Origin of the sequence: Chryseobacterium sp. (assembly GCF_008831505.1) — a bacterium.
GTDB lineage: Bacteria > Bacteroidota > Bacteroidia > Flavobacteriales > Weeksellaceae > Marnyiella.
Map to the genome: position 1 here is coordinate 1313917 of NZ_CP044507.1, position 24328 is coordinate 1338244.

Consider the following 24328-nt stretch of genomic DNA (forward strand, 5'->3'; position numbering starts at 1 on the left):
CCTATGTGTTAGCTGCTAATGTAATTCTGCGAGATACTTTTCGGCATCCATTGCCGCCATACAGCCGCTGCCGGCCGCTGTGATTGCCTGTCTATAAATGTGGTCCTGAACATCGCCTGCCGCAAAAACACCTGGCAGATTGGTATGTGTGGAACCTGGAACCGTTTTGATATAACCGTTTTCGTCCAGAGTGATCTGTCCGGAGAAAATGTCCGTATTCGGTTTGTGACCAATGGCTATAAAGATGCCGTGAACATCAATTTTTGAAGTTTCCTGAGTGATATTGTTAATGACCACAGCTCTTTCGACAAGTGAATTCTCACCTTCTATGCCAATCAGTTCATGGTTGAATTTCACTTCGATATTAGGTGTGTTTTCCACACGGTGCACCATTGCCTTAGAAGCACGGAAGGTATCCTTTCGTACCAGCATGGTAACTTTATTGGTAAGTTTTGCAAGATAAGTGGCTTCCTCAGCTGCCGTGTCTCCGGCGCCCACCACTATTACATCTTTCCCTTTGTAAAAAAATCCGTCGCAGGTGGCACATGCCGAAACGCCGCCGCCGGCGTATTTTTTCTCATCGTCCAGTCCCAGATATTTAGCAGTGGCTCCCGTAGAGATGATCACCGTTTTTGCCCAGATTTCCCGGTTGCCGGCCCATAGTTTATGAACACCCCCAACCTGCGTTGCAAATTCAACCTTTGTAATCAGTTCATAATGAACCTTAGTATCAAACCTCTCAGCCTGCTTCTGCAAATCCATCATCATCTGCGGACCCGTAACACCGTCCGCATATCCCGGGAAGTTATCGACCTCGGTTGTGGTGGTAAGCTGTCCGCCCGGCTCCAGACCGGTAAAAAGCTCGGGCTTCAGGTCGGCACGTGCGGCATAGATTGCAGCTGTAAAGCCTGAAGGTCCTGATCCGATGATTACACAGTCTAAAATATTCTGTTCCATTATTGCTCTTTAGGTTTAGTTATATATTGAGAATTCAAAATTCGACAAAATCTGATGAAGAATGAGGCAAAACCGATCTGTTCTGTCGATAGTGACGTTATGATCTTTCAGACGATCTCGCTTGTCAGACCACGCGCAGTAAGCTGTTCATGCATGGGTTTAAGCAAATCCATGGAGCCGGTTTTTACAGTACATTTGCCTTTGTAATGTACAAGAATGGTACATTGCTGAGCTTGTTCCGCAGTATGTTTACATACAGTAATCAGGGACTCTATTACGAAATCAAAAGTATTGAAATCATCATTCCAGAGGATAAGTTTATTTACTTCGTCTTCCTTTTCCAGCAGTAACACATCTTCGTCGTACTGGCGCTGCGGGTTTTCATAGTTTAACGGGGGTTGTATGGTCTTCAACATGATTTTTGCGTTTATAATTCGCTAAATTCTTCAGAAAGTTCATCCAGTACATTTTTTTCATCGTATACCAGTTCCACCATCTCCACACTTTTATTATTCATCTTCAATATTTTGAAGTGATAGCTGTTCATCTCAAACTCCTGATTTTCCTCCGGAATATCCTCCAGTTCATGCAGTATATATCCGGCCAGCGTATTAAATTCACCCTCTTCGGAAAGCGGAAACTTCTTCGGAAGGAATTCATTAATTTCGTCCAGTGGTTGGGTAGCCTGTACCCAGTAGGTGTTTTCGCCCACCTGGTCCACTACTTTTTCCTCATCGTCTTCTTCATCCTGAATTTCGCCTACAAGTTCTTCAAGAATATCTTCCAGAGTGATAATACCTTCTGTGCCTCCAAATTCATCAATTACTACAGCTAAATGCTGCTTTTTCTGCTGAAAAATCTTCATCAGGTCAGAGATCTTCTTGCTGCCAACCACAAAAAAAGCTTCGCGCATCAAACGCTCCAGATCCTGGTGTGTAATAGCACCTTTACTCCTCACATATTCCCGGATGATTTCCTTTGTATAGAAAATACCGATCACATTATCTATGGAGTCTTTATAGACAGGTATTCTTGAATAGCCACTGTCCATAATCTGGTTAATGACCTCGTCAATAGGATCTTCAATATCAATTGAAAGAATATTCTGACGAGGAACCATGATCTGCTTTGCCGAATGATCCGTAAAGTCAAAAGCATTCTTGATAATCTCATAGTTCTCCTCCTGAATCTCACCGGAATCAGCCGACTGTTTCACCAACAGTTGAAGTTCCTCCGTAGAATGGATTTCATGTTCGGAAGCAGGATGGATTTTCATTAACCGCAGGACCGCATTGGACATCTGATTCATGGTCCAGATAAATGGTTTGAAAACGGTGTAGAACACACGAAGCGGCACGGCAATCGCCATGGTAGTCGCTTCGGCTTTGCGGATGGCTATCGATTTCGGGATGAGTTCACCAAAGACAATGTGCATCACGGTAATAATAAGGAAGCTGATAACCAGGGATACCGTAGTTATGGTAGTTTGATCGGCCGCAACCTCAAAATAGAGGAACATTTTTTCAATAATGTGATGCATAGCGCTCTCGCCCACCCAACCTAAGGCAAGTGAGGCAAGGGTAATTCCGAGTTGTGTTGCAGAGAGATATTCATCCAGACGTTTTATGATGAATTCAGCCTGTTTTGCCATGGAGTTACCCTCGGCAGCTTTAAGTTGGATCTGTGAGTAACGAACTTTAACAATTGAGAATTCTGCTGCTACAAAAAAGCCATTCAATAATACTAAGAACAAAGCCAGGAGCAGCTTGATTATGTCCGAATCCATTTAGAAAAATAAAGTTATACCTGCAAAGGTAGGTAAAATTTACAAATTTAAACTGTGAAAACTATGTCAAAGCATTAAGACGGGCTGGGCTCTGCATTCACCTGCTGTAGCTTAAAAAAACAAAAACCGCCTCAGTGATGAAGCGGTTATTGTATATTTGATTTGATTTGCTATTTAGCATTCAGTGCCTCGGCACCCGATACAATCTCAAGGATTTCGTTGGTAATTGCAGCCTGACGGGCTTTGTTATAGGTAATCACCAAATCATTCTTAAGCGCCTGCGCGTTGTCTGTAGCTTTGTGCATGGCTGTCATACGTGCACCATGTTCAGCTGCGACAGAATCAAGGATGGCTTTATAAACCTGAGTTTTGATGGACTTAGGAATAAGACCTTCCAGAATTTCTCTTGCGCTTGGTTCAAAGATATAATCAGTGTTTACATCTGAACTTTTCTCCGGCAAAGCAATAGGTAAAACCTGCTCGGTACGCACCTCCTGAGTTGCTGCATTGATGAATTTATTATAGATAACAAATACTTTATCAAATTTGCCTTCGGAATAGTCCTTCATTACCTGCTCGGTAAAACTGGCTACAACATCGAAACTTAACTGATCATAAACAGAACTGTGGTTTCCGTATACGGTGCGGCTTCTGCGAACTGCGTCGAACGCTTTTTTACCTACTGTAAGGATTTCCACTTCATGATCCACATTTCCAAGCAGTACATTCAGTTCCTTGGTTACGGACGAGTTGAATGCTCCTGCAAGACCTCTGTTGGAAGTCACCACAATATAAAGTACTCTCTTTACTTCGCGCTCAGCTGTGAAGGTAGATACTTCTTCCAGCTCAGTGCCTGCACTTACATTCTCAATAAGCTCAGTAAGCTTCTCGGAATAAGGTCTCAGCATTACAATAGCGTCCTGAGCTTTCTTAAGCTTAGCAGCAGCAACCATTTTCATTGCGCTGGTAATCTGCATCGTAGAACCGATTGAAGTAATCCGGCCGCGTATTTCCTTTAAGTTTGCCATTCTTTTATAAACTCAATTTTAAGAATCCTTACCTGCAGTTGTAATAACTGCAGATCAGGCACTTTGAATATTAATTATACTTTCCTACAAGGTCAGCAGCAGCACTTTTCAGCACGTCTGTAACCGAACCGTCAATCTTACCGGCTTTAATAGCTGCCATTGTTTCAGGATGCTTGGTTCTTAGGAAATCTGTGTATTCCTTCATGAACGCTTTTACTTTGTCTGCAGGCACACTTCTCAGCAGGTTTTCTGTTCCGGCGTATACCATTGCTACCTGATTTTCTACAGGAAGCGGTGAATTTACAGGTTGCTTAAGGATCTCTACGTTTCTTTCACCTTTGGAAATTACACTCATCGTAGCCGCATCCAGGTCGGAACCGAACTTAGCGAACGCTTCCAGTTCCTTGTACTGCGCCTGGTCCAGCTTAAGCGTACCGGAAACCTTCTTCATGGACTTGATCTGAGCGTTACCACCAACCCTTGATACAGAGATACCTACGTTAATTGCAGGACGTACACCGGAGTTGAAAAGGTCGGTTTCAAGGAAGATCTGTCCGTCAGTAATGGAAATTACGTTGGTTGGGATATACGCAGAAACGTCACCTGCCTGAGTTTCAATAATCGGAAGTGCAGTAAGCGAACCGCCACCTTTCACCATAGGCTTCAGGGATTCCGGAAGGTCGTTCATCTGCGCAGCGATAGTGTCATCCTTGATTACTTTCGCAGCTCTTTCCAGAAGTCTGGAGTGAAGGTAGAAAACGTCTCCAGGATATGCTTCACGGCCCGGTGGTCTTCTAAGAAGAAGGGAAAGCTCACGGTAAGCAACCGCCTGCTTGGACAGGTCATCATAAATGATAAGTGCAGGTCTTCCGGTATCACGGAAGAACTCGCCGATAGATGCTCCGGCCATAGGGGCATATACCTGCATTGGAGTTGGGTCGGATGCGTTGGCAGCAACAATCACTGTATAAGCCATAGCTCCTTTATCTTCCAATGTTTTTACGATCTGCGCTACGGTAGAACCTTTCTGACCAACGGCAACGTAAATACAGTAAACAGGCTCACCTGCGTCGTAAAATTCTTTCTGGTTCAAAATGGTGTCAATCGCAACAGTAGTCTTACCCGTCTGACGGTCACCAATAATAAGTTCACGCTGACCTCTTCCGATTGGAATCATGGAGTCAATCGCAACAATACCTGTCTGCAGAGGCTCATTTACAGGCTGTCTGAAGATTACACCAGGTGCTTTTCTTTCCAAAGGCATTTCATAAAGGTCACCGGCAATAGGTCCTTTACCGTCAATTGGGTTACCCAGAGTGTCTACTACCCTGCCCAACATACCGTCACCTACTTTAATAGATGAGATACGGTTGGTACGGTTTACAGTATCACCTTCCTTTACCATCTTGGATTCACCAAGAAGTGCAACACCAACATTATCTTCTTCCAGGTTCAGTACGATACCCTCCAGCCCTGAAGAAAATTTAACCAATTCTCCATACTGCACATTTTCCAAACCGTATACACGGGCGATACCGTCACCAATCTGAAGTACGGTACCCACTTCTTCCACATTACTCTGTGTGTTGAAATTTGCTAACTGCTGCTTCAGTATCGCTGATACTTCTGCCGGATTTATTTCTGCCATTTTATGGTTGTTTTTGTCTTAATTTAATTGAAATTCTTTTCTGAGTTTGCCCAGCTTGGACCTTACGGATGCATCAATCTGCTGATCACCAACCCGAAGGATATATCCACCCAAAAGTGAAGGATCGATCACTGTGCTGATTTCAAACTTATTGTCGTGATTTAGCAGTGAGGACGATTTAAGTACCTTGCTGATATTCTCTTCGGAAAGCTGAACCGCTGTAGTAAGCGTAACACGCTGTACACCGTTTATTTCATCAACTTTGTTAATGAATTCCTGAGCGATACTTTGCACATGCTGCTCACGTCCCTGCTTGATGATCAGCTGAAGAAGGCTTTGGGTTACAGGAGAAAAATCCTTGAAGATCTCCAATGCAATGCTGATTTTCTTTTTGCCTTCAATAACCGGAGAAGCGAAAAAGTTCTGTAGTTCCCTGGATCCGGCAACAGTCTTGGCAAGGTCGCCCATTTCCGCGTATACAGAATCCGTGGTGCCGGCTTCCTGCGTAAAATTGAGCAGTCCCTGTGCGTAACGTTTTGCTACTTTACTTGTAAGCATCTTAGTTCAGGTTAGATTTGTTCAGGTAATTTTCAACAAGAGCATTGTGTGCACCTTCTGTGCTTAGTTTATCCTGCAGGATCGATTCAGCGATATTAACAGAAAGAACAGCAATCTGGTTCTTGATATCCGACATCGCAGCTGCTTTTTCAGCCTGGATAGACTGACGTGCCTGCTCAATCATCTTGTCACCTTCAGTTTTAGCGATATCCTTAGCCTCAGCAACGATTCTCTCCTTTATTTCTCTGGCTTCTTTCAGGATGTTATCACGCTCAATTTTAGCTTCGCGGATGATCATTTCGTTTTCAGCTTTAAGGTTCTGAACTTCCTCTTTTGCCAGTTTAGCCTGGTTCAGAGAATCTACAATAGTAACTTCTCTTTCATTCACAGCGTCCATAATGGGCTTCCAGGCAAACTTGCGAAGTACCAAAAGCACAATTAAAAAGATCACCGACTGAATGATAAATAAACCTGATGAAAAGTCTTCTAATAATCCCATACGAGTTATAATAAAATATTGTTCTTAATTCTTTTTCTAATTTTTTAAAAAAAATTCACTTGCCGTAACCAACCGTTCCCGGCAAGTGAATTGAGATTTCTTAGTTTACTGCGAACAATGCAGCAAATGCAAGACCTTCTACAAGTGCAGCAGCAATAAGCATCGCAGTTTGCAGTTTACCTGCCTGCTCTGGCTGACGAGCCATACCTTCCAAAGCAGCAGCACCGATTTTACCGATACCAAGACCTGCTCCAATTACTACTAAACCTGCTCCTACTAACTTAGGGATTTCCATAATATATAATTTAAAAAATTAGTTTCTTGATTTTAAAACTGCTTCGAGCTTTTAGCTATTAGCGGTAAGCCCATTTTACTTTTTACTTTTTACTTTTTCCTTTACTCTTAATTAGTGAGCTTCCTCATGGTGGTGCTCCTCATTTGCCATTCCGAAGTATACTGCAGAAAGCATTGCGAAGATATATGCCTGAAGGAAAGCTACCAGGATTTCCAGCAGATAAAGTACAAATGTAAGGAAAGGAAATGCGATACCTCCGATGATGTTCTTGAACACATAGATCATAGCAATAAGCGACATTACTACAATGTGACCCGCAGTCATATTTGCGAAGAGACGGATAAGCAGTGCGAACGGTTTAATGAACATTCCGATCACTTCAATCGGCATAATAACGATCTTCATAGGCCATGGCAGTCCCGGCATCCAGAAAATGTGCTGCCAGTAATTTCTGTTGGCTGTAAACTGTGTAAGAAGGAAGGTGATGATAGCCAGGGCCGCAGTAATAGCAAGGTTACCCGTAACGTTGATACCGAAAGGCATCAAACCTAAGATATTCAGGAAAAGGATAAAGAAGAATACCGTCAGCAGATAAGGCATATACTTCTTATACTTGGATCCGATGTTAGGCTTGGCTATATCATCTCTGATGAATACAATCACAGGCTCAAAAAGGCGCGCTGCACCTGTAGGAACCAAAGAGTTTTTGTACCCACGCGCTATTGATGTAAACAGCAAAATCATCAGCAGAGAAACGAAAATTATGGCCAGAACACTTTTGGTAATGGAAAGATCCAGCATCTTGGCGTTGGTTGCGTGACCGTGATCGTCATAAGTTATTGTTCCCGCAGCGTCCGTCTTATAAATTTTACCGTGGTACAGCTTGTAATGGCTTCCCTTACTCTCAACTACAGTTTCGCCGTGATGAAAGGCAGAACTCATCATGGCATGAAGTCCGTTGTCCTGATCGTAGAAAATTACCGGTAACGGAAAACCAATATGACGGCCGTCTTTGGTAACCATGATATCGAAGCTGTGAGCATCCTTTACGTGATGTTGAATAAACTCCTGATTTTCTATCTTTTCCTGTTCTGCGGCTGACACTTCACCTACTACTTCAGTTGTTGGGTGCGCCTCCATGGCTGCAGCATCATGCTGTGCCGGCGAAAGGGAAAATACAGATAAAAAACCAACTAAAAGGATAACTCTTTTAAGCATTACATATATCTTTTTAAAGTTGTGCAAAAATAGGATAAATAATCAGAATACAAAAAAGCAGACTACTGATTTTTTTCATCTTTTGAACTTGCTCCGTGATCTACATCTTTTATGAGTTTTACCGCATACAAAGTTTCGAGGACAAGTGTCAACAGGTAGGGAGCCGCAAAGTGGAGTTTATAATTGGGTACCGAACTGAGATCCAGCTGATTCATCACCAGAAAAAGCCCAGTCATCTTCACCATTACCATGCCCAGGAATCCAAATCCGATATATGTCGGATACATCCTTTTCATGATGCTCAGTACGGTGATCACCATAACAAAAAGCAGTGTCAGGAACATATAATAGCGGATAAAGATGGCTTCATGCCCTTTTTGCAGCCACTGAAAAACGCCAAAATGGACGGTGAACATCAGGAAATACAGTACAATGTAAAGCGTATTACTGTTTATTTTCATTTTTCTGAATTTTGTTAAGCTGAGTTATTAGATTATACAGTGCAAGTGCCATAGCAGCCAACCCGATTCCAACGGTCAGCAGATTGCTGCTTACCTCCAGCCAGTCATTGATCTTTTTACCGCCCCAAAAACCGATTCCCATGGTAGCGAGCATCTGGAAAACGATACCGGAATAGATACCGTACTGACGGAAACCTGTATTCAGCAGGTGTTTACCACCGCTGATTTCCTTCTTATGCAGGTCCGGATCTTCGGAGTTCATCATAAATTTTTGCAAAAGTACTGATTATTGACCGGGCGGGGAATTTCAATTTTAAATATCATCAAATTTCTGTATTTTTGCGCATCTTAAATAAATAACAATGTTCAACAGTTTACAGGATAAATTAGACAAAGCACTTCACAACATTTCCGGGCGCGGTAAGATTACAGAGATTAATGTAGCCGAAACCGTAAAGGAGATCCGGAGAGCACTTGTTGATGCCGATGTTAACTTTAAAGTTGCCAAGGATCTAACCAAACGTGTGCAGGACAAGGCTTTGGGCCAGAATGTCCTTACTTCGCTTACGCCGGGACAGCTCATGACCAAGATCGTACATGATGAATTGGTGGAGCTTATGGGAAGCACGCACGCAGGAATTAACCTGTCCGGTAAGCCAAGTGTCATTCTTATTGCCGGTTTGCAGGGTTCCGGGAAAACGACCTTCTCCGGAAAACTGGCACATTACCTGAAACAAAAGAAAAGCAAAAAACCTTTATTGGTTGCATGCGACGTATACAGACCTGCAGCTATTGAGCAGCTGAAAGTTCTGGGCGGGCAGATTCAGGTGCCTGTATATACTGAAGAAGGATCTGTAAACCCCTCTTCCATTGCGGAAAACGCAATCAAATTTGCTAAGGAAAACAACCATGATGTAGTAATTGTGGATACCGCCGGCCGTCTGGCTATTGATGAGCAGATGATGAACGAGATTAAGTCTGTTCACTATTTTATCAAGCCCAACGAAACGCTATTCGTGGTAGACTCCATGACCGGTCAGGATGCCGTGAATACGGCCAGGACCTTTAACGAGGCCCTGAACTTTGACGGTGTTGTTCTTACCAAACTGGATGGAGATACACGTGGTGGTGCAGCTCTTACGATACGTTCTGTAGTTGAAAAACCAATTAAATTCATTTCCACAGGTGAGAAGATGGAGGCGCTGGACCTGTTTTATCCCGAAAGGATGGCCGACCGTATCCTGGGCATGGGTGACGTTGTTTCCCTGGTGGAAAGAGCGCAGGAACAGTTTGACGAGGAAGAAGCCAAAAAGCTGCATAAGAAAATCGCCAAGAATGAGTTTGGCTTTGATGATTTCCTTCAGCAGATCAGTCAGATCAAGAAAATGGGTAATATGAAGGACCTTATGGGCATGATTCCCGGGGTTGGAAAAGCCATCAAGGATGTTGATATCAATGATGACGCCTTCAAGCATATTGAAGCCATCATTCACTCCATGACGCCTGAGGAAAGAAGGAGACCATCTATTATAAACACCCAAAGGAAAAACAGGATCGCCAAAGGTGCGGGAAGAAAGATTGAAGATGTAAACGCTCTTATGAAGCAGTTTGAGCAGATGGGCAAGATGATGAAGATGATGCAGGGGCCACAGGGCAAGCAGATGATGGAAATGATGAGCAAAGGAATGCCGAAGATGCCGGGAATGGGCGGTAACCTGTTCGGAAGGTAAAAACCTGTTTTTACATATAAGAAAATAAAGGCTGCTCAAACGAGCAGCCTTAGTTATAAAATATTAGATAGGTAATACGAGGTTAAAATTTCCAGCCCAGTCCTACCTGAAAGAAATTCATTTTTGTTTCGGTATCGGTATCTTTCTCCAAATTGGACAAACCAATGTTATATCTGGCCTCTAGGAAAAGAGAACGGTAAACGGTATACTCTGCACCTATATGAATTCCGAAGTTTGTTTTTTCCAGGCTTCTGTCAAATTCGTTAGTAAGTTCATTTTCGTACTGGGCCAAAAGTGAGTTCAACATTGAATTCTCTTCTGCCGTAAGGTTTGGACTGTTTGCGTCTACGGTTACATTATTGCCCACAGTAAAAGCTGCATATGGTCCTGCAGTAAGACCCAGAGCAGGAATTACGTAGTATTTTGCAGATACAGGAACAATGATCTGGTCTAAATTGAAACCCATATCCATTGTAAAACTCATTCCATCCTGCGCAAAACTTCCGCTATAGTTGCCACCCAATTTCGCATATTGAAGTTCACCCTGAAGTGCAAACTTTTCAGTAAGCTGATATTCACCAAATGCACCTGCATAAAATCCGGATTTCCCTTTCTTGTCCATGCCGATACCTTCCAGCTGTGCTTCGTCAGAAGAGTTCAGAACAGAATTGGAATAACCTGCTTTCAGGCCAAAACGTGTCTGTGCATCAGTTGCCGCGAATAATGCCAGGGCAGCTGCTAAAAATACTTTTTTCATGATTATTTTTTTAAGTGCGCAAATATAGTTCAAAACATGTTTCACCCACAATTTGCGGTACTGAAATTTTTGTTTCCATAAATACGGGGGATAACAAAAATCCCGGATCAGATGACCCGGGATTCCTTTTTTGAAAATATTACAGATTAGAATTTGTAAACCAATCCTAATGTTACATCAGTGAAGTTAAGACCGAAGTTGAACGTATCTACAGCCTCAGCACCAGCTACATCTTCTTTCATAGTAGAGTAGCTAAGTACACCTACAGCAGCTTCAAGAGCGAAGTTTTTGTTGATGAAATAGTTAACACCAGGAGCGATACCGAAATTGAAACCGTTGTACTTTGCAGCCATAGAAGTAACTCCGTTGTTCTCCGTGTATTTTGCAGCGGAATAGTTTACGTTAAGTTCGCCAAAAAGAGAGAATCTTGACGCAGGAGTTGTATAATATCTACCGAAAAGACCTGCATTAGCTGTTTCTACTTCCTCGTTAACTGTAACAGAAGCAAAAGTGTCTTCAGTTTTTCCGTTAGTGTAACCCACTCTTGCACCTACAGCAATGTTAGGGCTTACGAAATAACCTACACTTGGAGCTACAGTGAAAGCGCTCTCTTCGAAATTGTTCTGCTTGGCAGATGTGTAACCAATTGCACCGGTGATGAATGTGTCACCTTTTACAAAACCTTCAACAGAAGTTTCCATCTGAGCGTTTACAGCTCCGAAAAGTGCTACTGCACCTACTAATAATACCTTTTTCATGTTCTTCATTTATTATTAAAAACGGTTGCAAAACTAAGTAATACTGCGCATCCGTGCGCTCTCGGGGCATATGATAAATATCAGTGCACACATTTGGCGCCGTATGCAAAAATGTATTATTATCCGCACGCGCTTCTTATAAGGGAACGAAAAAAAGAAACCCACTTCCGTGGAAGCAGGTTTAATTTGTTTTGCTGGTAGATCAGCTTAGAAAGTATATCCCAAACCTACAGATCCGGACGGAAGGATTCCGTTTCCTTTAAGACCTGAAGTGCTGTTGTCCCCATCTACCGTAGTATCGTTCTTATAATCGTAAAACTTATAGGAAGCACCTCCGTTAAGATCCAGAGTGAATCCGGAATCGAATACCCACTGGTACCCGGCGCGAAGACCACCACCAAATGCAGAGAAATCTGTGTCTGAATTCATGCTGTCGTCCATTTCCATTCCCTCCATGGTAAATCCGAAACCGGCTGAATTCATTTCCACTTTACCTGTGATATAATCGCCTACTACAGCACCGTACCATCCGGTTAGGGCCTCATCAAAATAGTAACGTCCCTGAAGACCACCACCTAAACTTTCGTACTTGTAGCCACCCAGTTTAAAACCACCGATTCCGGCTCCGATAACACCGGTAATGTTGTCAGAAAGTTTTCTTTCATAAGTTACAAGGTCAGAACCACCCAAAAGTGCAGCAGGGTTAGCCTTAATAGAATTTTCCTGAGCGCTTACCGCACCACAAAGTGCTATTGCACCCAAAAATAATAATTTTTTCATGTTTTTTAGTTTGTTTTTAACGGCGGTAAATTTATAACTATTATTGATATATCAACTGTTTTTTAGAAAAATTAAAAAAAAAAAAAACCACCCTGAGCAGGATGGTCTTATTAGTGGTGTTAAATTATCAGAATTTATAAGTGATACCGAATTTTCCCCCGTTAAACACATTACCTACATTAGCCTCGGCGTTGAGACCAAAGTTATTGTTGAAGAAGTACCGGCCACCAACCTGCGCCGACACTCCGGCTTCGGAACGGTAAGGTTCTCTCCAATCCTTGTCATTCGGATGATTATAGTCGAAGGTGTTAAATCCAATTGTTGCACCTGCATAGAAATCAAAATTATTAGGTATCTGCATAATCCGGTTAAAGTGGTAGTTCCCGTTGAAACCTAATCCGAACCAGCGGCCGTCTACACCGTAACCATAATCCTTGGCGCCAAACCGAGCTTCCATACCCAAAGTAATATCGTTATGAATCCCATAATCCAGTCCTGCATAAAGCCCTACATTGTCCGCATAGCGGTGTGGAAATGCGATCCCTGCATTCACCTGTAAATCCCCTTTTTGAGCTCTTTGCCCAAAAGCTGATGCCGAAACCGCGACAACAGCGCATAATAATAGCTTTTTCATTTTATCCATTGTTTATTATTGATGGGCAAATATAATAATTGCCGCCTGTTTTGTGAAGTATTTTCCCGCTGCCAGGGTCAATATATAATAAATAATGGGCAGGATATAAGGTTTATGGCCGTACCTGAAAATTACTCTTCCTTCACCCGCTTTTCTTCGGTGGTGTAAGCATTGATGATCTTGCGCACTACCGGATGGCGTACCACATCTTCTTCGGTGAGATGCACAAAACCGATTTCCTTTACTTCATTCAAAATCCTCATAGCCTCTTTAAGACCTGATTTCTGACGCAGCGGCAGGTCTACCTGACTAGGATCACCTGTAATGATGAATTTCGCATTCATCCCCATTCGCGTAAGGAACATTTTCATCTGCGAGTGTGTTGTGTTCTGTGCTTCATCCAAAATCACAAAGGCCTCGTCCAGTGTACGTCCGCGCATAAAAGCCAGCGGAGCTACTTCAATTACCCGTTTTTCTATAAAACCCTCCAGTTTTTCGTGCGGAATCATATCCCGAAGCGCATCGTACAAAGGCTGCAGATAAGGATCCAGCTTTTCTTTAAGGTCGCCGGGCAGAAACCCCAGGCTTTCTCCGGCCTCCACCGCCGGACGTGTAAGGATAATCCTCTTCACTTCCTTATCCCGCAGTGCTCTAACAGCCAGTGCTACCGAAGTATAGGTTTTCCCTGTTCCGGCAGGACCGATAGCGAAGATCATATCTTTCTTTTCGCTTTCGCGTACCAGTTTTTTCAGGTTGGTGGTTTTGGCCTTGATCACCTTGCCGTTTACGCCCTTCACTATAATGTCAGTGTCAAAGACAAGTTGCTTTTCACTGTCGTCTTTAATATTGAGAATATTCTCAACATCCTTAAGGGTAATGGAATGGTTTTGCGAGATGAAATTCACCAGATCATCCAGCTTCGTGCGGAAAACATCCAGCGCCTCCTGGTTGCCCATGGCAAATATATGATGGTCGCGGCCGGTAATTTTAAGTGTGGGAAAGGTTGATTTTATCAGGTTAAAGTATTGATTGTTTACCCCATAGAATATTTTTGCATCAATACCTTCTAGTTCATAGTTCAGTTCAAACATTCAGTATATGTTATTATGGTTAAGAATCTAAATTTAAAATTATTTTTTATATCCCACCGTATTATTGCAACAATAGGACCCTCTTTAGGTATTTTTTGGCTAAATTTGCCCTTCACCTGATTTTTTCCGTACAAACCAATGTCCTTAATTACATTAACATCTGATTATGGCTATACAGATTATCGTGTGGCTGCGATAAAAGGCAGAATTCTTTCCCTTAATCCTGAAGCACGGATTGTGGACATCTCCCACGACATGCAGGCTTATAACCTGCAGCAAACGGCATACACGGTGAGCAATGCCTATCCCTTTTTTCCCAAAGGCAGCATCCATATTATTTCCGTGGACAGTTTTTTCCATAAAGACCGGAAATGCATCATTTACAGGGCAGACGGTCACTATTTCATTGCCGCGGACAACGGTGTGCTGAGTCTGATTTTTTCCGATATCCAGCCTGAGGCTGTATATGAAATAACGTACAATACCCGCTTCGATGATGTGGTGAGCTTTACTACGCTTGATGTTTTCGCTCCGGCAGCGGTGCATCTCCAGAACGGTGGCCTGCCGGAAGTCATCGGACGAAAATATCTTACGCCAAAAGAGCTGTCCCTGCCCAAGGCCGGCACCACGGACAACCTTATTTTTGGCGAGGTTCTTTACATTGATAACTTCGGAAATATCATCTCTAATATCAGCCGGTCTTACTTTGACGAAAATATGAAAGGTTACGATAGCTTTACCATAAAATTCAGGAACCTTGCCCTCTCACGGATCTACAAGAGCTATACAGACATTGTAACAGACTGGAATCAGGAGACAGAATATCATGGGAAACCAGCCGCTATCTTTAACAGTGCAGGCCTCCTGGAACTTACCATATATAAGGGAAACAGCAGCAATGGCGCCAAAACCCTCTTTGGTCTGAAGGTAGGTGAACGCATCTATGTGGAATATCATTAAGAGGAAATTACCGATTTCTTAAAATATTTGAATAATTTTATATATTTGTAAAAATCTAAATTTGAAAGATGGCAGAATATAAGTTGTTACTCCCCTCTATGGGCGAAGGCGTGATGGAAGCTACAATCATCAGTTGGTTGTTCAATGAAGGAGACACTGTAAACGAAGATGATTCTGTAGTGGAAATCGCTACGGATAAGGTGGACTCCGATGTGCCGACACCGGTTTCAGGGAAAATTGTAAAGATTCTGAAGCAAAAGGATGAAGTTGCCAAGATTGGTGAAGCCATTGCAATTATGGAGGTTTCCGGCGCCGGCGAGGCTGCTCAGCAACCTCAGGAACCTAAATCCCGTGAGGAAGTGGCAACAGAAATTCCGGAGCTGACGGAGCAGGAGGTTAAGGAGCTGGAAAAACCTTTAACCGCATCTGCCCACGAGTTTTCGGGAGACCTTTATCTTTCGCCTCTGGTAAAAAATATTGCTCAGCAGGAGAATATTTCTGAAGGCGAACTTAAATCAATAAAAGGTAGTGGCCTGGAGTCCAGGATCACAAAAGAGGATATCCTGGCTTATGTTGCCAACAGAAGTTCTGCACAACCACAGCAAGCCGAGACTCCGAAGGCTGCAGCACCCGAGAAAGCCGCGGCTCCAATTGCCGTTCCTGTAGCGGTAGGTGCCGGCGACGAGGTAATCCAAATGGACCGTGTGCGCAAAATCATTGCGGACGCTATGGTGAACAGCAAAAGAATTTCACCGCACGTTACTTCATTTATAGAAACGGATGTAACCAATGTCGTGAAGTGGAGAACAAAGCATAAGGATATCTTTGAGAAAAGAGAGGGCGAAAAACTGACATACATGCCGATTTTCGTGAGAGCTATTGTAAAAGCCATTCAGGATTTCCCGCTGATCAACGTTTCTGTAGATGGTGATAAAATCATCAAAAAGAAAAACATCAATATCGGTATGGCTACTGCCCTGCCGGACGGTAACCTTATTGTACCTGTAATCAAGAATGCAGACCAACTTTCCCTTTCAGGACTTGCCAAGGCCATCAACGACCTGGCTTACCGCGCAAGAAACAAAAAACTGAGACCGGAGGACACTCAGGGCGCCACCTATACGATTTCAAATGTGGGCGGATTCGGTAACCTTATGGGAACACCTATTATTCCACAACCACAGGTTGCAATTCTTGCTGTTGGAGCTATTGTGAAAAAACCTGCAGTTCTTGAAACCAAGGACGGAGACGTAATAGCAATAAGAAGCCTTATGTTTATGTCTCATTCTTATGACCACCGCGTAGTAGACGGTTCGCTGGGTGGAATGTTCCTGAAACATGTTCACGATTACCTGCAGAACTGGGATTTGAACACTGAAATTTAATTCAGAAAGTTAGAGATACAGGCCTCCGGTTTCCCGGAGGTTTTTTGTTAATGAATGGCGGAAGATGTTCCCCGTCCAAACGTCACTGCGGGTAACCTTTTGTATTTTACACCTATTTTTATTGCTGATAACAGTTCAAATTATTAAAAATATTCTGGTCTTTTATGGTCAAAAAACTTATACGGTACAGCCGTGTCCGGCTTAAACATATTTTTGACAATATTGAAAACCAACGGTTGAAGAGAAGCATGCTTCAGGCGGTTCCGTTCTGGATAGCCTCATTTCTGACCGGTGTGGCTGCAGTGATGTACGCCAAAATTTTTGAATGGGCCGAACACCTCCTACAGTTAATGCTTAAATGGAATGCCCTGTCCATATTTGCAGCGGCACCTGCAGCCTTCGTACTGTCGTGGTGGCTCGTACAGAAATACGCACCCTATGCCAAAGGCAGCGGCATCCCACAGGTGATGGCAGCAGTAGATTTGGCCACACCGGGACAGCGGCATAAGCTGAGGTTTCTATTAAGCTTTAAAATTGTATTAATTAAAGTCCTTTCCAGTACGGTGCTGGTCCTTGGTGGCGGCGCGGTGGGCCGCGAGGGACCCACCATTCAGATTGCGGGCTCAGTTTTCCGGTTCGTTAACCAGCTGCTGCCTAACTGGTGGCCGCGGATTTCCATCCGAAACATGATCATGACCGGCGCGGCGGCCGGACTTGCGGCGGCTTTCAACACGCCTATGGGCGGAATCGTTTTCGCGGTGGAGGAACTCGCCAAAATCCATCTTAAATATTTCAAGACCGCGCTCTTTACCGCTGTAATTATTGCCGGACTCACGGCACAGTGGCTGGCCGGTTCCTATCTTTACCTTGGTTATCCGAAAACCGCGGGAGTAACCGTGTCAATCATCTTTCCGGTAATTGCGGTCTCTGTGGTCTGCGGCCTGCTGAGCAGTAACCTGTCGGTCGTGATGCTGCGTATCAACAGGTGGAAACGGAAACTGAAGACGCCAACTCAAAATATAATATTCCTTATCATCAGTGCCTGGATCATTGCAGCCCTCGCCTACTTTGTAAACTGGGAAGTCCTGGGTTCCGGAAAAGGTATTATGGACAGGGTGCTGTTCTCCGACAATAAATCTGAAGCCTGGTATGTACCTCTCCTACGGATGATAGGACCGGCGCTGTCCTTTACCTCAGGAGGTGCGGGCGGGATATTTGCACCCGCCTTAAGTGCGGGCGCCAGTTTCGGAGCGTTCTTCTCGGGGATAATGGATTTGCAGAGCAACGAGACCAATGTCGTAATCCTGGCCGGCATGGTGGCCTTTCTTACCGGTATCACCCGTGCACCCTTTACATCCGCAATCCTGGTTCTGGAAATGACCGACAGACATTCGCTTATTTTTTACCTTATGCTGGCAGGCATGGTATCATCATTGATTTCAATGCTTGTAAGCCGGAAATCACTATATGACAGCCTTAAAATCGCCTACCTGCAGGAACTGGACAGCGATCCGGGCATTGACTTACAAAATATGCGGCGGAAAAAGAGAAAAACATTATGAATCTTTGTGTATTCAATAAAATAAACTAATTTTGCACCTCGAAATAATTAACAATATTTTTAACATTATGAACAACTACGAGACTGTTTTCATTTTAACTCCCGTTCTATCTGACGCACAGGTGGAGGAAGCAGTGAAAAAATTTGAAGATCTTCTGACTTCACGGAATTGCGAAATTGTTGCCAAGGAAAATTGGGGACTTAAGAAACTGGCGTATCCAATCCAACTGAAAAAGAATGGATTTTATACTTTAATTGAATTTAAAGGCGAAGGAGATGTAGTAGCTGATCTGGAACTGGCGTTTAAGCGTGACGAGAGAGTAATCCGTTTCCTTACCACTAAGCTGGATAAGCATGCGATCGATTATGCAGTTACAAGAAGAACTAAAGTGAAAACTGCGAAAGCTTAATTTTTAACCCTCAAAATTACAGGACATGGCAATAGACGATATGGCTAAACAAGCCTCAGCAGGAGGAGAATCAGAAGTAAAATTCCTTACCCCGCTTGATATCAATACAAAATCTCAGAAAAAATACTGCAGATTTAAAAAATACGGAATTAAGCATGTTGATTACAAAGATGCAGATTTCCTTCTTCAGTTCGTAAACGAGCAGGGGAAAATCCTTCCAAGAAGATACACAGGAACTTCACTGAAGTACCAGAGAAAAGTTTCTTCTGCGATTAAAAGAGCAAGACACCTGGCTCTTATGCCTTACGTAGCAGATATGCTTAAGTAAGACAGATCTATAATTATTACAAAAAACAATTGTTGGTTGCAGCCAACTGCACCTAACTTAAATACAAAGGACAACAATGGATATTATTCTAAAACAGGACGTTGAGAACTTAGGACTTGAGTTTGATACTGTAAGTGTGAAACCGGGTTATGCAAGGAACTTCCTTTTACCAAAAGGATATGCACTTCTGGCAACTCCAAAAAACAAAGCAGCCCTTGCTGAGACTCTTGAGTCCAGAAAAGAAGAGGAAGCTAAACTGGTAGCCGATGCTACAGCTAAAATTGAACAGCTGAAGAAAACTCAGCTTACCATCGCTACCAAAGTAGGTGCCGGTGATAAACTTTTCGGTTCCATTAACAATGCAAACCTTGCTGAAGAATTGGCTAAGGCAGGTGTTGATATCGACAGAAAATACATCAAGATTCCTGGTAACAACATTAAGAGAACAGGTAAATTCGCCGCTCAGGTGAGACTGCACCGTGATGTTGAGTATACTTACGAGTTCGACGTTGTTTCTGATGCACCTCCAGCTCCGGCAGCTCCAAAAGCTGAGCCTAAGAAAGTTGAAGCAGCAGCTGAAGAAACTTCTGAAGAAGCATAAACTGTACTTCGGTATAAATTATAACCACAGCGTTCGCGTTGTGGTTTTTTTTTATCTGTATCCTTTTGCTTAAAGTATTAAAACGCAGTGATTCATCAGCAAAGAGGTTTTATTAGTAGTCAGAAGAATAACTTCTGCACTAACAGCCTCCAACTGGCAGAAAATTTGCCTCCTTGATCTTATCTCTACGCAAAAAAAATTGTCCATGTTTGAACAGATTATTTTAAAACAGCGGGAATTTTTCCGCACCCATAAGACAAAGGATCTTGGCTTCCGGCAACATAAACTGGAGCAACTTAAAAAGTTGATTCAGAAAAATGATGAACTCCTGTATGAAGCAATTGCGAAAGATTTTGGTAAATCACGATTCGATACCTACACCACAGAGATTTCCTTTGTCCTGAAGGATATTGATTATTACCTGAAAAACCTGAAGCGCTTTGCCGGTCCCCGCACCGCAGGTACCAACCTGGTGAACCAGATTGCCACCAGTAAGATATACAGCGAGCCCTTAGGGAATGTGCTTGTGATCGGTGCCTGGAACTATCCTTATCAGCTGTCACTCTCTCCTATGGTCGCCGCTATTGCTGCGGGAAATACCTGTATAGTGAAACCCAGCGAGATTGCCGCTAACACGATGTCGCTGATGGCAAGACTGGTCAATGAAGAGTTTCCGGAGGAATATCTTTTTGTCGCTGAAGGCGGTGTCGAGGAAACCACTGAAATCCTTAGGCATAAATTCGACAAAATATTCTTCACAGGAAGCACGCGTGTGGGAAAGATTGTTTATGAAGCAGCCGCAAAGCATCTGACTCCTGTTACACTTGAACTCGGCGGCAAGTCGCCGGCAATCGTAACTCCAAGTGCCGACTTTGACGTAGCTGCCAAACGAATTGTATGGGGAAAATTTCTGAATGCCGGCCAGACCTGCGTTGCGCCTGATTATATTCTTGTTGACGAAAAGGTAAAGGATAAATTCCTGGAATATCTGCGTAATTACATAAGCAAATTTAAGTACTTCCCGGACGCAGCGCACTATACACGCATCATTAACCGCCGAAATTTTGACCGGTTAACTGCAATGATTGAAGCGGAGAAGATCTATCACGGCGGCGCCACTGATGCCGAAAATCTATATATTGAGCCTACGGTCCTTACCAATATCTCCTGGAATGACCGTGTGATGCAGGAAGAGATATTCGGTCCTTTACTGCCTGTTTTGACTTTTAAATATTACCGCGAGGCTATCAACATGGTGCTGGAGCAGGAAAAACCGCTTGCGGCCTATCTTTTTAGCAGCCAAAAAGACGAAAAAAAACTTTTCACCTCCCTGCTTTCCTTCGGTGGCGGCTGTATCAATGATGTGATCATGCATCTGAGCAATGACAACCTGCCTTTTGGCGGCGTAGGAAATTCAGGCATAGGCAACTATCACGGGAAATATGGGTTTGATACATTCTCACATCAGAAAGCGGTGATGGATCGAGCCACGTGGGGAGAACCTAACCTGAAATATCCGCCCTACACTGAAGACAAATTGAAATGGATCAACAGGTTGATGTAGCGACCCAGAATTTATTTTAAACCTTCTTTTGCGGAAAAAATCTGCCCTAATATAATTCCGGCTGCCATGGATACATTGAGGCTTTCAGTAGCTTTCGCCGTTCCAAAACGCGGAATGGTGATCTGGTGCCGGATTAAGCTTTCGGTTTCAGGTCTCATACCGCTGCCTTCATTTCCAAGCACGATGTTCATCCTTTCCGGAAAGACAAAGGAGTAAATACTCTCCCCTTCCATATCAGTGCCCAGATTTACGTTGGGAGATTCAGACAGAAAAGCCTTAATATCGGTATAAACCACATTGACCCTGCTAAAAGATCCCATCGCAGACATTACAGCTTTTGGATTATATTGATCTACAGTATCATCCGAACAGACCACCTGTTCTATTCCGAACCAGTCGGCTAAACGGATAATGGTGCCGAAGTTGCCGGGATCCTGTATACCGTCCAGCACGAGCTGAAGGTTAATGTCCGGCAAGAACTGAGCTTCAGGAATTTCGACCAAAGCAACAGAATCCCGCGGATGCTGCAGAAAACTGATCTTCCTGAGTTCCTGTTCGCTTATGGTTTCTACAGCCTGACCAGCCCACAGCAGCTCACTTGGATTTATGGAAAATATTTCTCTAATTTTATAGCGTGAACTCTGCAGTTCACGTATATTTTTGTTACCTTCAACCACGAATAAACCGTGCTTCTGCCGGTACTTTTTTTTGTCGAGGGACTGTAATATCTTAATTGTATGAGCCGTAACCATTCAGGAAAATATCTCCAAAAATATCATATATTTCTATCTTCTGCAACCGTTGTCCTTTTTCTCTATGCCTGCAGCACTACGCGCAAAGTGCCGGATGGTGAATACCTTCTCACAAAAAACAACTTCCGGTACGACGGGCCGGAAGTCCTGGCAAATGAACTGCCGGACTATGTGACCCAAAAACCAAATAAAAAGCAGCTGCTTTTCTTTCCTGCGGGTTTGTGGATGTATAACCTGGCCGATCCTAAATACGATACCATCCTGAATGAATACATGACCTACCCTTCTGACATGAGGGATCAGAAACTCAGGGATTCCCTGTTCATCAAATATGGTCATCCGGAATATGTGGGACGAAACCTTTTTATGAACCGTTTCTTTCATAATGTCGGGCAGCCACCGGTTATCCTGGACCCCAGTAAAAGTGAAAGCAGTGCCAATTCCATACGCAAAAGGTTAGTGTACCGCGGTTACTGGGATGCTGAGACTGCCTACAGTCACGATTTGGATTCGGCTGCTAAAAAGGCACAGGTCAATTATCTGATCACTCCAAAAGATGCCACGAAGATCAGTGAATATTATTACGATATCCCGGACGCCAGGATAAAATCCATCTACGAAGAAAACCTTACCGCCAGCACTATACGGTCCCGGACTACCCTGGATCAGGAAAAACTGGAAGCCGAAGTAAAGAGGATTAACGATCTGATGCGCAGCCGCGGTTATTATCAGTTCAACAGTTCCGGCCAGGAGATTTTCTTTATGGCAGATACCCTGAGCAGCCGAAAAAATGTACCGGTTACCATGGAAATACATAAAGATTCCTTGGATACCCCCTATAAAACCGCGACCATCGGTAATATTGATGTTGCAGTGGTTGAAAATGCAAATGATTTCCCTCAGAATACCGTTAAAGATTCATTGCGGGGCATCCGTTTCCATATGCTTGACGATCAGTTTAAAAGCAGCGCCCTGTGGCGTGCTGTAATCCTGAGAAACGGTGACCTTTACGACCAGAAAAATCTGGACCTTACAAGACGGAACTTCCAGGCAATGAACAATTTCAGCCTCATCAAGGCCCGTGACTCCCTGCGCCGTGGCGGAACTGCAGCACCTAACGACAGCATTGTGGATGTCCTTTATCTCCTTAAACCACTGCCTAAATATGAACTGAAAGTAGCGGCTGACCTTAACTATTCCCAACTGCTTAATCTGGCTGCCTCGCCTTCTGTGGACCTTACTACGAGAAACCTTTTTGGTGGTGCTGAAAACCTGAACACTTCGGTGTCCTGGATTGCAGGCCGTGTGCGCAACTCCAAGGATCTGGATACCCGTGTGTGGGCGCACGAATTTTCCGCAAATGCTAATTTAAGTTTCCCCAGACTGCTTTTGCCCTTCAGTTATTATAAACTGATTCCGAAACGGTACTCACCGTCCACATCCGTCAGTTTGGGGGCCTCATTCCAGAAAAACATAGGTATGGACCGTGTAAACTTCAATACGGGCCTTAATTATTTTGCAAACGTCAATGACGTGATTTCACACCGCCTCACCATCTTCAATACGCAGCTCAGTCTTACCCGAAATAAAGATCGGTATTACGAATACTTCCCACGTGATGGTGATGTCAGAAACTTCGTGTTCCAGAAATATTCGCCCTCACTTTACACCCAGTTTGAGCAGGGTGAGATTTCATCAGATGAATTTTCAGCAATCATCCTGAACGATCAGGCCTTTGTAAATTCATTGTCGCCCGACGAACTGAACACTTATAACACTTTCAGACAATCACTTGTCAACAAGGACAGACAAACGCAGGATGTCCTCATTTCATCATTCATCTACAACTTCATTTATAATGAAATAGGGAAAAAGGAATTTGAAAATCCGTTCTACTTTAATGGGAAAGTCGAAGTTGCCGGAAATTTACTAAGTCTGGTTGCCGGAACCGAAGCCGAAAAAGGCATTACGACGGGACAGCAGAAAACGCTTTTCAAACTTCCTCTTTCTCAGTTTGTGAAATTTGATATAGATGTTCGTAAATACCTGACTTTTGGCAAGCAAACACTCGCCATGCGGCAGTTTGTGGGATTGGGAGTTCCTTATGGTAACTCCAACCAGATGCCGTTTGTAAGGTCTTACTTTAACGGTGGTTCCAACGACATCCGAGCGTGGCGTCCTTTCGGTGGTCTGGGACCCGCCGATTCACAGCTTGATGAGCGCATCCGTACTTTTGTAATGGGCAATGTAAAGCTTACCTCAAGCGTGGAGTACCGCCTGCCGCTTACCGAAATGTATGAGGTTGCTGTATTTACAGATGCAGGAAATATCTGGAGCCTGAAGAATACCGGATTTGGTGATCAGTTTAAATTCAGCAAATTCCTGAAGCAGATGGGTGTAGGAAGCGGCTTGGGTCTTAGGATCAATGTGGCGTATATCACAGCCCGCATCGATCTTGCATATAAAATCTATGACCCGAATAAGCCTGAAGGCGACCGCTGGAGATTCAACAAGATACAGCCGCTGAAACCTACGTTGAACTTTGCATTCGGTTATCCGTTCTAAGT

General features: G+C 43.6%; 26 protein-coding genes. 9 read left to right on the plus strand and 17 right to left on the minus strand.

What is annotated here, in order from left to right:
• Positions 1–15 precede the first annotated feature (15 nt).
• The 11 genes from trxB to F7R58_RS06240 all read right to left on the minus strand — a co-directional run bounded on the left by trxB (position 16) and on the right by F7R58_RS06240 (position 8715).
• On the minus strand, positions 16–957 hold the full coding sequence (gene trxB / locus F7R58_RS06190) for a thioredoxin-disulfide reductase (RefSeq protein WP_158064067.1): 942 nt from the start codon (positions 955–957) through the stop codon (positions 16–18).
• Positions 958–1064: 107 nt separating this feature from the next.
• Entirely contained in the window at positions 1065–1373 is a 309-nt protein-coding gene (locus F7R58_RS06195; RefSeq protein WP_158064068.1) for an ATP-dependent Clp protease adaptor ClpS, read from the minus strand.
• Between the two features lie 11 nt (positions 1374–1384).
• Positions 1385–2743, minus strand: a complete 1359-nt coding sequence (locus F7R58_RS06200) for a hemolysin family protein (RefSeq protein ID WP_158064069.1) — start codon at positions 2741–2743, stop codon at positions 1385–1387.
• 170 nt (positions 2744–2913) lie between these two features.
• Complete coding sequence (gene atpG, locus F7R58_RS06205) at positions 2914–3771, minus strand: ATP synthase F1 subunit gamma (protein WP_158064070.1); 858 nt, start codon at positions 3769–3771, stop codon at positions 2914–2916.
• A 70-nt stretch (positions 3772–3841) separates the two neighbouring features.
• Positions 3842–5419 (minus strand): F0F1 ATP synthase subunit alpha, encoded by a 1578-nt coding sequence (atpA, locus tag F7R58_RS06210; RefSeq protein ID WP_158064071.1) that lies wholly within the window; start codon positions 5417–5419, stop codon positions 3842–3844.
• A gap of 18 nt (positions 5420–5437) precedes the next feature.
• Positions 5438–5977, minus strand: a complete 540-nt coding sequence (atpH, locus tag F7R58_RS06215; RefSeq protein ID WP_158064072.1) for an ATP synthase F1 subunit delta — start codon at positions 5975–5977, stop codon at positions 5438–5440.
• Position 5978: 1 nt separating this feature from the next.
• A complete protein-coding gene (atpF, locus tag F7R58_RS06220; RefSeq protein WP_158064073.1) occupies positions 5979–6476 on the minus strand; it encodes a F0F1 ATP synthase subunit B in 498 nt (165 codons plus the stop codon).
• A gap of 100 nt (positions 6477–6576) precedes the next feature.
• Complete coding sequence (gene atpE, locus F7R58_RS06225; protein WP_012782425.1) at positions 6577–6771, minus strand: ATP synthase F0 subunit C; 195 nt, start codon at positions 6769–6771, stop codon at positions 6577–6579.
• A gap of 111 nt (positions 6772–6882) precedes the next feature.
• Positions 6883–7989: a F0F1 ATP synthase subunit A gene (gene atpB, locus F7R58_RS06230; RefSeq protein ID WP_229723860.1), complete on the minus strand. Its 1107-nt coding sequence runs from the start codon at positions 7987–7989 to the stop codon at positions 6883–6885.
• A 62-nt stretch (positions 7990–8051) separates the two neighbouring features.
• Positions 8052–8450 carry a hypothetical protein gene (locus tag F7R58_RS06235; RefSeq protein ID WP_158064074.1) on the minus strand — a complete coding sequence of 133 codons (399 nt, stop codon included), beginning with the start codon at positions 8448–8450 and terminating at the stop codon, positions 8052–8054.
• Complete coding sequence (locus F7R58_RS06240; protein WP_158064075.1) at positions 8434–8715, minus strand: AtpZ/AtpI family protein; 282 nt, start codon at positions 8713–8715, stop codon at positions 8434–8436. The genes F7R58_RS06235 and F7R58_RS06240 overlap by 17 nt, the downstream gene beginning before the upstream one ends.
• A 97-nt stretch (positions 8716–8812) precedes the next feature.
• Here F7R58_RS06240 and ffh point away from each other — a divergent pair, with 97 nt between their 5' ends.
• Positions 8813–10180, plus strand: a complete 1368-nt coding sequence (ffh, locus tag F7R58_RS06245) for a signal recognition particle protein (RefSeq protein WP_158064076.1) — start codon at positions 8813–8815, stop codon at positions 10178–10180.
• 82 nt (positions 10181–10262) lie between these two features.
• On the opposite strand, the gene F7R58_RS06250 is transcribed toward ffh, so the two are convergent.
• The 5 genes from F7R58_RS06250 to F7R58_RS06270 all read right to left on the minus strand — a co-directional run bounded on the left by F7R58_RS06250 (position 10263) and on the right by F7R58_RS06270 (position 14200).
• Positions 10263–10937, minus strand: coding sequence for a porin family protein (locus F7R58_RS06250; RefSeq protein WP_158064077.1), 675 nt, complete (start codon positions 10935–10937; stop codon positions 10263–10265).
• Positions 10938–11083: 146 nt separating this feature from the next.
• Positions 11084–11695, minus strand: coding sequence for an outer membrane beta-barrel protein (locus F7R58_RS06255; protein WP_187695273.1), 612 nt, complete (start codon positions 11693–11695; stop codon positions 11084–11086).
• Positions 11696–11902: 207 nt separating this feature from the next.
• The gene (locus F7R58_RS06260; RefSeq protein WP_158064079.1) at positions 11903–12475 is read right to left on the minus strand and encodes a DUF3575 domain-containing protein; all 573 of its coding nucleotides are present in this window, start codon (positions 12473–12475) and stop codon (positions 11903–11905) included.
• Between the two features lie 127 nt (positions 12476–12602).
• Positions 12603–13109: an outer membrane beta-barrel protein gene (locus F7R58_RS06265; RefSeq protein WP_187695274.1), complete on the minus strand. Its 507-nt coding sequence runs from the start codon at positions 13107–13109 to the stop codon at positions 12603–12605.
• 131 nt (positions 13110–13240) lie between these two features.
• Positions 13241–14200 (minus strand): PhoH family protein, encoded by a 960-nt coding sequence (locus F7R58_RS06270; protein WP_158064081.1) that lies wholly within the window; start codon positions 14198–14200, stop codon positions 13241–13243.
• Between the two features lie 138 nt (positions 14201–14338).
• On the opposite strand from F7R58_RS06270, the gene F7R58_RS06275 reads away from it, so the two are divergent.
• From F7R58_RS06275 to F7R58_RS06305, 7 genes are all read left to right on the plus strand, one after another.
• Entirely contained in the window at positions 14339–15160 is an 822-nt protein-coding gene (locus tag F7R58_RS06275; protein WP_158064082.1) for an S-adenosyl-l-methionine hydroxide adenosyltransferase family protein, read from the plus strand.
• A gap of 68 nt (positions 15161–15228) precedes the next feature.
• On the plus strand, positions 15229–16545 hold the full coding sequence (locus F7R58_RS06280) for a dihydrolipoamide acetyltransferase family protein (RefSeq protein WP_158064083.1): 1317 nt from the start codon (positions 15229–15231) through the stop codon (positions 16543–16545).
• 164 nt (positions 16546–16709) lie between these two features.
• Positions 16710–18107 (plus strand): chloride channel protein, encoded by a 1398-nt coding sequence (locus F7R58_RS06285; RefSeq protein ID WP_158064084.1) that lies wholly within the window; start codon positions 16710–16712, stop codon positions 18105–18107.
• Between the two features lie 67 nt (positions 18108–18174).
• The gene (gene rpsF / locus F7R58_RS06290; RefSeq protein ID WP_158064085.1) at positions 18175–18516 is read left to right on the plus strand and encodes a 30S ribosomal protein S6; all 342 of its coding nucleotides are present in this window, start codon (positions 18175–18177) and stop codon (positions 18514–18516) included.
• A gap of 25 nt (positions 18517–18541) precedes the next feature.
• Complete coding sequence (gene rpsR, locus F7R58_RS06295) at positions 18542–18844, plus strand: 30S ribosomal protein S18 (protein ID WP_158064086.1); 303 nt, start codon at positions 18542–18544, stop codon at positions 18842–18844.
• A 76-nt stretch (positions 18845–18920) separates the two neighbouring features.
• Positions 18921–19445, plus strand: coding sequence for a 50S ribosomal protein L9 (gene rplI, locus F7R58_RS06300; protein WP_158064087.1), 525 nt, complete (start codon positions 18921–18923; stop codon positions 19443–19445).
• 205 nt (positions 19446–19650) lie between these two features.
• On the plus strand, positions 19651–21009 hold the full coding sequence (locus F7R58_RS06305; protein ID WP_158064088.1) for an aldehyde dehydrogenase: 1359 nt from the start codon (positions 19651–19653) through the stop codon (positions 21007–21009).
• Positions 21010–21020: 11 nt separating this feature from the next.
• Here F7R58_RS06305 and F7R58_RS06310 read toward each other — a convergent pair whose 3' ends face one another.
• On the minus strand, positions 21021–21761 hold the full coding sequence (locus F7R58_RS06310; protein WP_158064089.1) for a TrmH family RNA methyltransferase: 741 nt from the start codon (positions 21759–21761) through the stop codon (positions 21021–21023).
• On the opposite strand from F7R58_RS06310, the gene F7R58_RS06315 reads away from it, so the two are divergent.
• Complete coding sequence (locus tag F7R58_RS06315) at positions 21747–24326, plus strand: BamA/TamA family outer membrane protein (protein ID WP_158064090.1); 2580 nt, start codon at positions 21747–21749, stop codon at positions 24324–24326. The genes F7R58_RS06310 and F7R58_RS06315 overlap by 15 nt on opposite strands.
• The last annotated feature ends 2 nt before the right edge of the window (positions 24327–24328 follow it).

Bases quoted from the DNA above. Each gene is read 5' to 3' on its own strand.
- trxB (WP_158064067.1), bottom strand. From the start codon at position 957: ATGGAACAGAATATTTTAGACTGTGTAATCATCGGATCAGGACCTTCA.
- F7R58_RS06195 (WP_158064068.1), bottom strand. From the start codon at position 1,373: ATGTTGAAGACCATACAACCCCCGTTAAACTATGAAAACCCGCAGCGC.
- F7R58_RS06200 (WP_158064069.1), bottom strand. From the start codon at position 2,743: ATGGATTCGGACATAATCAAGCTGCTCCTGGCTTTGTTCTTAGTATTA.
- atpG (WP_158064070.1), bottom strand. From the start codon at position 3,771: ATGGCAAACTTAAAGGAAATACGCGGCCGGATTACTTCAATCGGTTCT.
- atpA (WP_158064071.1), bottom strand. From the start codon at position 5,419: ATGGCAGAAATAAATCCGGCAGAAGTATCAGCGATACTGAAGCAGCAG.
- atpH (WP_158064072.1), bottom strand. From the start codon at position 5,977: ATGCTTACAAGTAAAGTAGCAAAACGTTACGCACAGGGACTGCTCAAT.
- atpF (WP_158064073.1), bottom strand. From the start codon at position 6,476: ATGGGATTATTAGAAGACTTTTCATCAGGTTTATTTATCATTCAGTCG.
- atpE (WP_012782425.1), bottom strand. From the start codon at position 6,771: ATGGAAATCCCTAAGTTAGTAGGAGCAGGTTTAGTAGTAATTGGAGCA.
- atpB (WP_229723860.1), bottom strand. From the start codon at position 7,989: ATGCTTAAAAGAGTTATCCTTTTAGTTGGTTTTTTATCTGTATTTTCC.
- F7R58_RS06235 (WP_158064074.1), bottom strand. From the start codon at position 8,450: ATGAAAATAAACAGTAATACGCTTTACATTGTACTGTATTTCCTGATG.
- F7R58_RS06240 (WP_158064075.1), bottom strand. From the start codon at position 8,715: ATGATGAACTCCGAAGATCCGGACCTGCATAAGAAGGAAATCAGCGGT.
- ffh (WP_158064076.1), top strand. From the start codon at position 8,813: ATGTTCAACAGTTTACAGGATAAATTAGACAAAGCACTTCACAACATT.
- F7R58_RS06250 (WP_158064077.1), bottom strand. From the start codon at position 10,937: ATGAAAAAAGTATTTTTAGCAGCTGCCCTGGCATTATTCGCGGCAACT.
- F7R58_RS06255 (WP_187695273.1), bottom strand. From the start codon at position 11,695: ATGAAAAAGGTATTATTAGTAGGTGCAGTAGCACTTTTCGGAGCTGTA.
- F7R58_RS06260 (WP_158064079.1), bottom strand. From the start codon at position 12,475: ATGAAAAAATTATTATTTTTGGGTGCAATAGCACTTTGTGGTGCGGTA.
- F7R58_RS06265 (WP_187695274.1), bottom strand. From the start codon at position 13,109: ATGAAAAAGCTATTATTATGCGCTGTTGTCGCGGTTTCGGCATCAGCT.
- F7R58_RS06270 (WP_158064081.1), bottom strand. From the start codon at position 14,200: ATGTTTGAACTGAACTATGAACTAGAAGGTATTGATGCAAAAATATTC.
- F7R58_RS06275 (WP_158064082.1), top strand. From the start codon at position 14,339: ATGTCCTTAATTACATTAACATCTGATTATGGCTATACAGATTATCGT.
- F7R58_RS06280 (WP_158064083.1), top strand. From the start codon at position 15,229: ATGGCAGAATATAAGTTGTTACTCCCCTCTATGGGCGAAGGCGTGATG.
- F7R58_RS06285 (WP_158064084.1), top strand. From the start codon at position 16,710: ATGGTCAAAAAACTTATACGGTACAGCCGTGTCCGGCTTAAACATATT.
- rpsF (WP_158064085.1), top strand. From the start codon at position 18,175: ATGAACAACTACGAGACTGTTTTCATTTTAACTCCCGTTCTATCTGAC.
- rpsR (WP_158064086.1), top strand. From the start codon at position 18,542: ATGGCAATAGACGATATGGCTAAACAAGCCTCAGCAGGAGGAGAATCA.
- rplI (WP_158064087.1), top strand. From the start codon at position 18,921: ATGGATATTATTCTAAAACAGGACGTTGAGAACTTAGGACTTGAGTTT.
- F7R58_RS06305 (WP_158064088.1), top strand. From the start codon at position 19,651: ATGTTTGAACAGATTATTTTAAAACAGCGGGAATTTTTCCGCACCCAT.
- F7R58_RS06315 (WP_158064090.1), top strand. From the start codon at position 21,747: ATGAGCCGTAACCATTCAGGAAAATATCTCCAAAAATATCATATATTT.
- F7R58_RS06310 (WP_158064089.1), bottom strand. From the start codon at position 21,761: ATGGTTACGGCTCATACAATTAAGATATTACAGTCCCTCGACAAAAAA.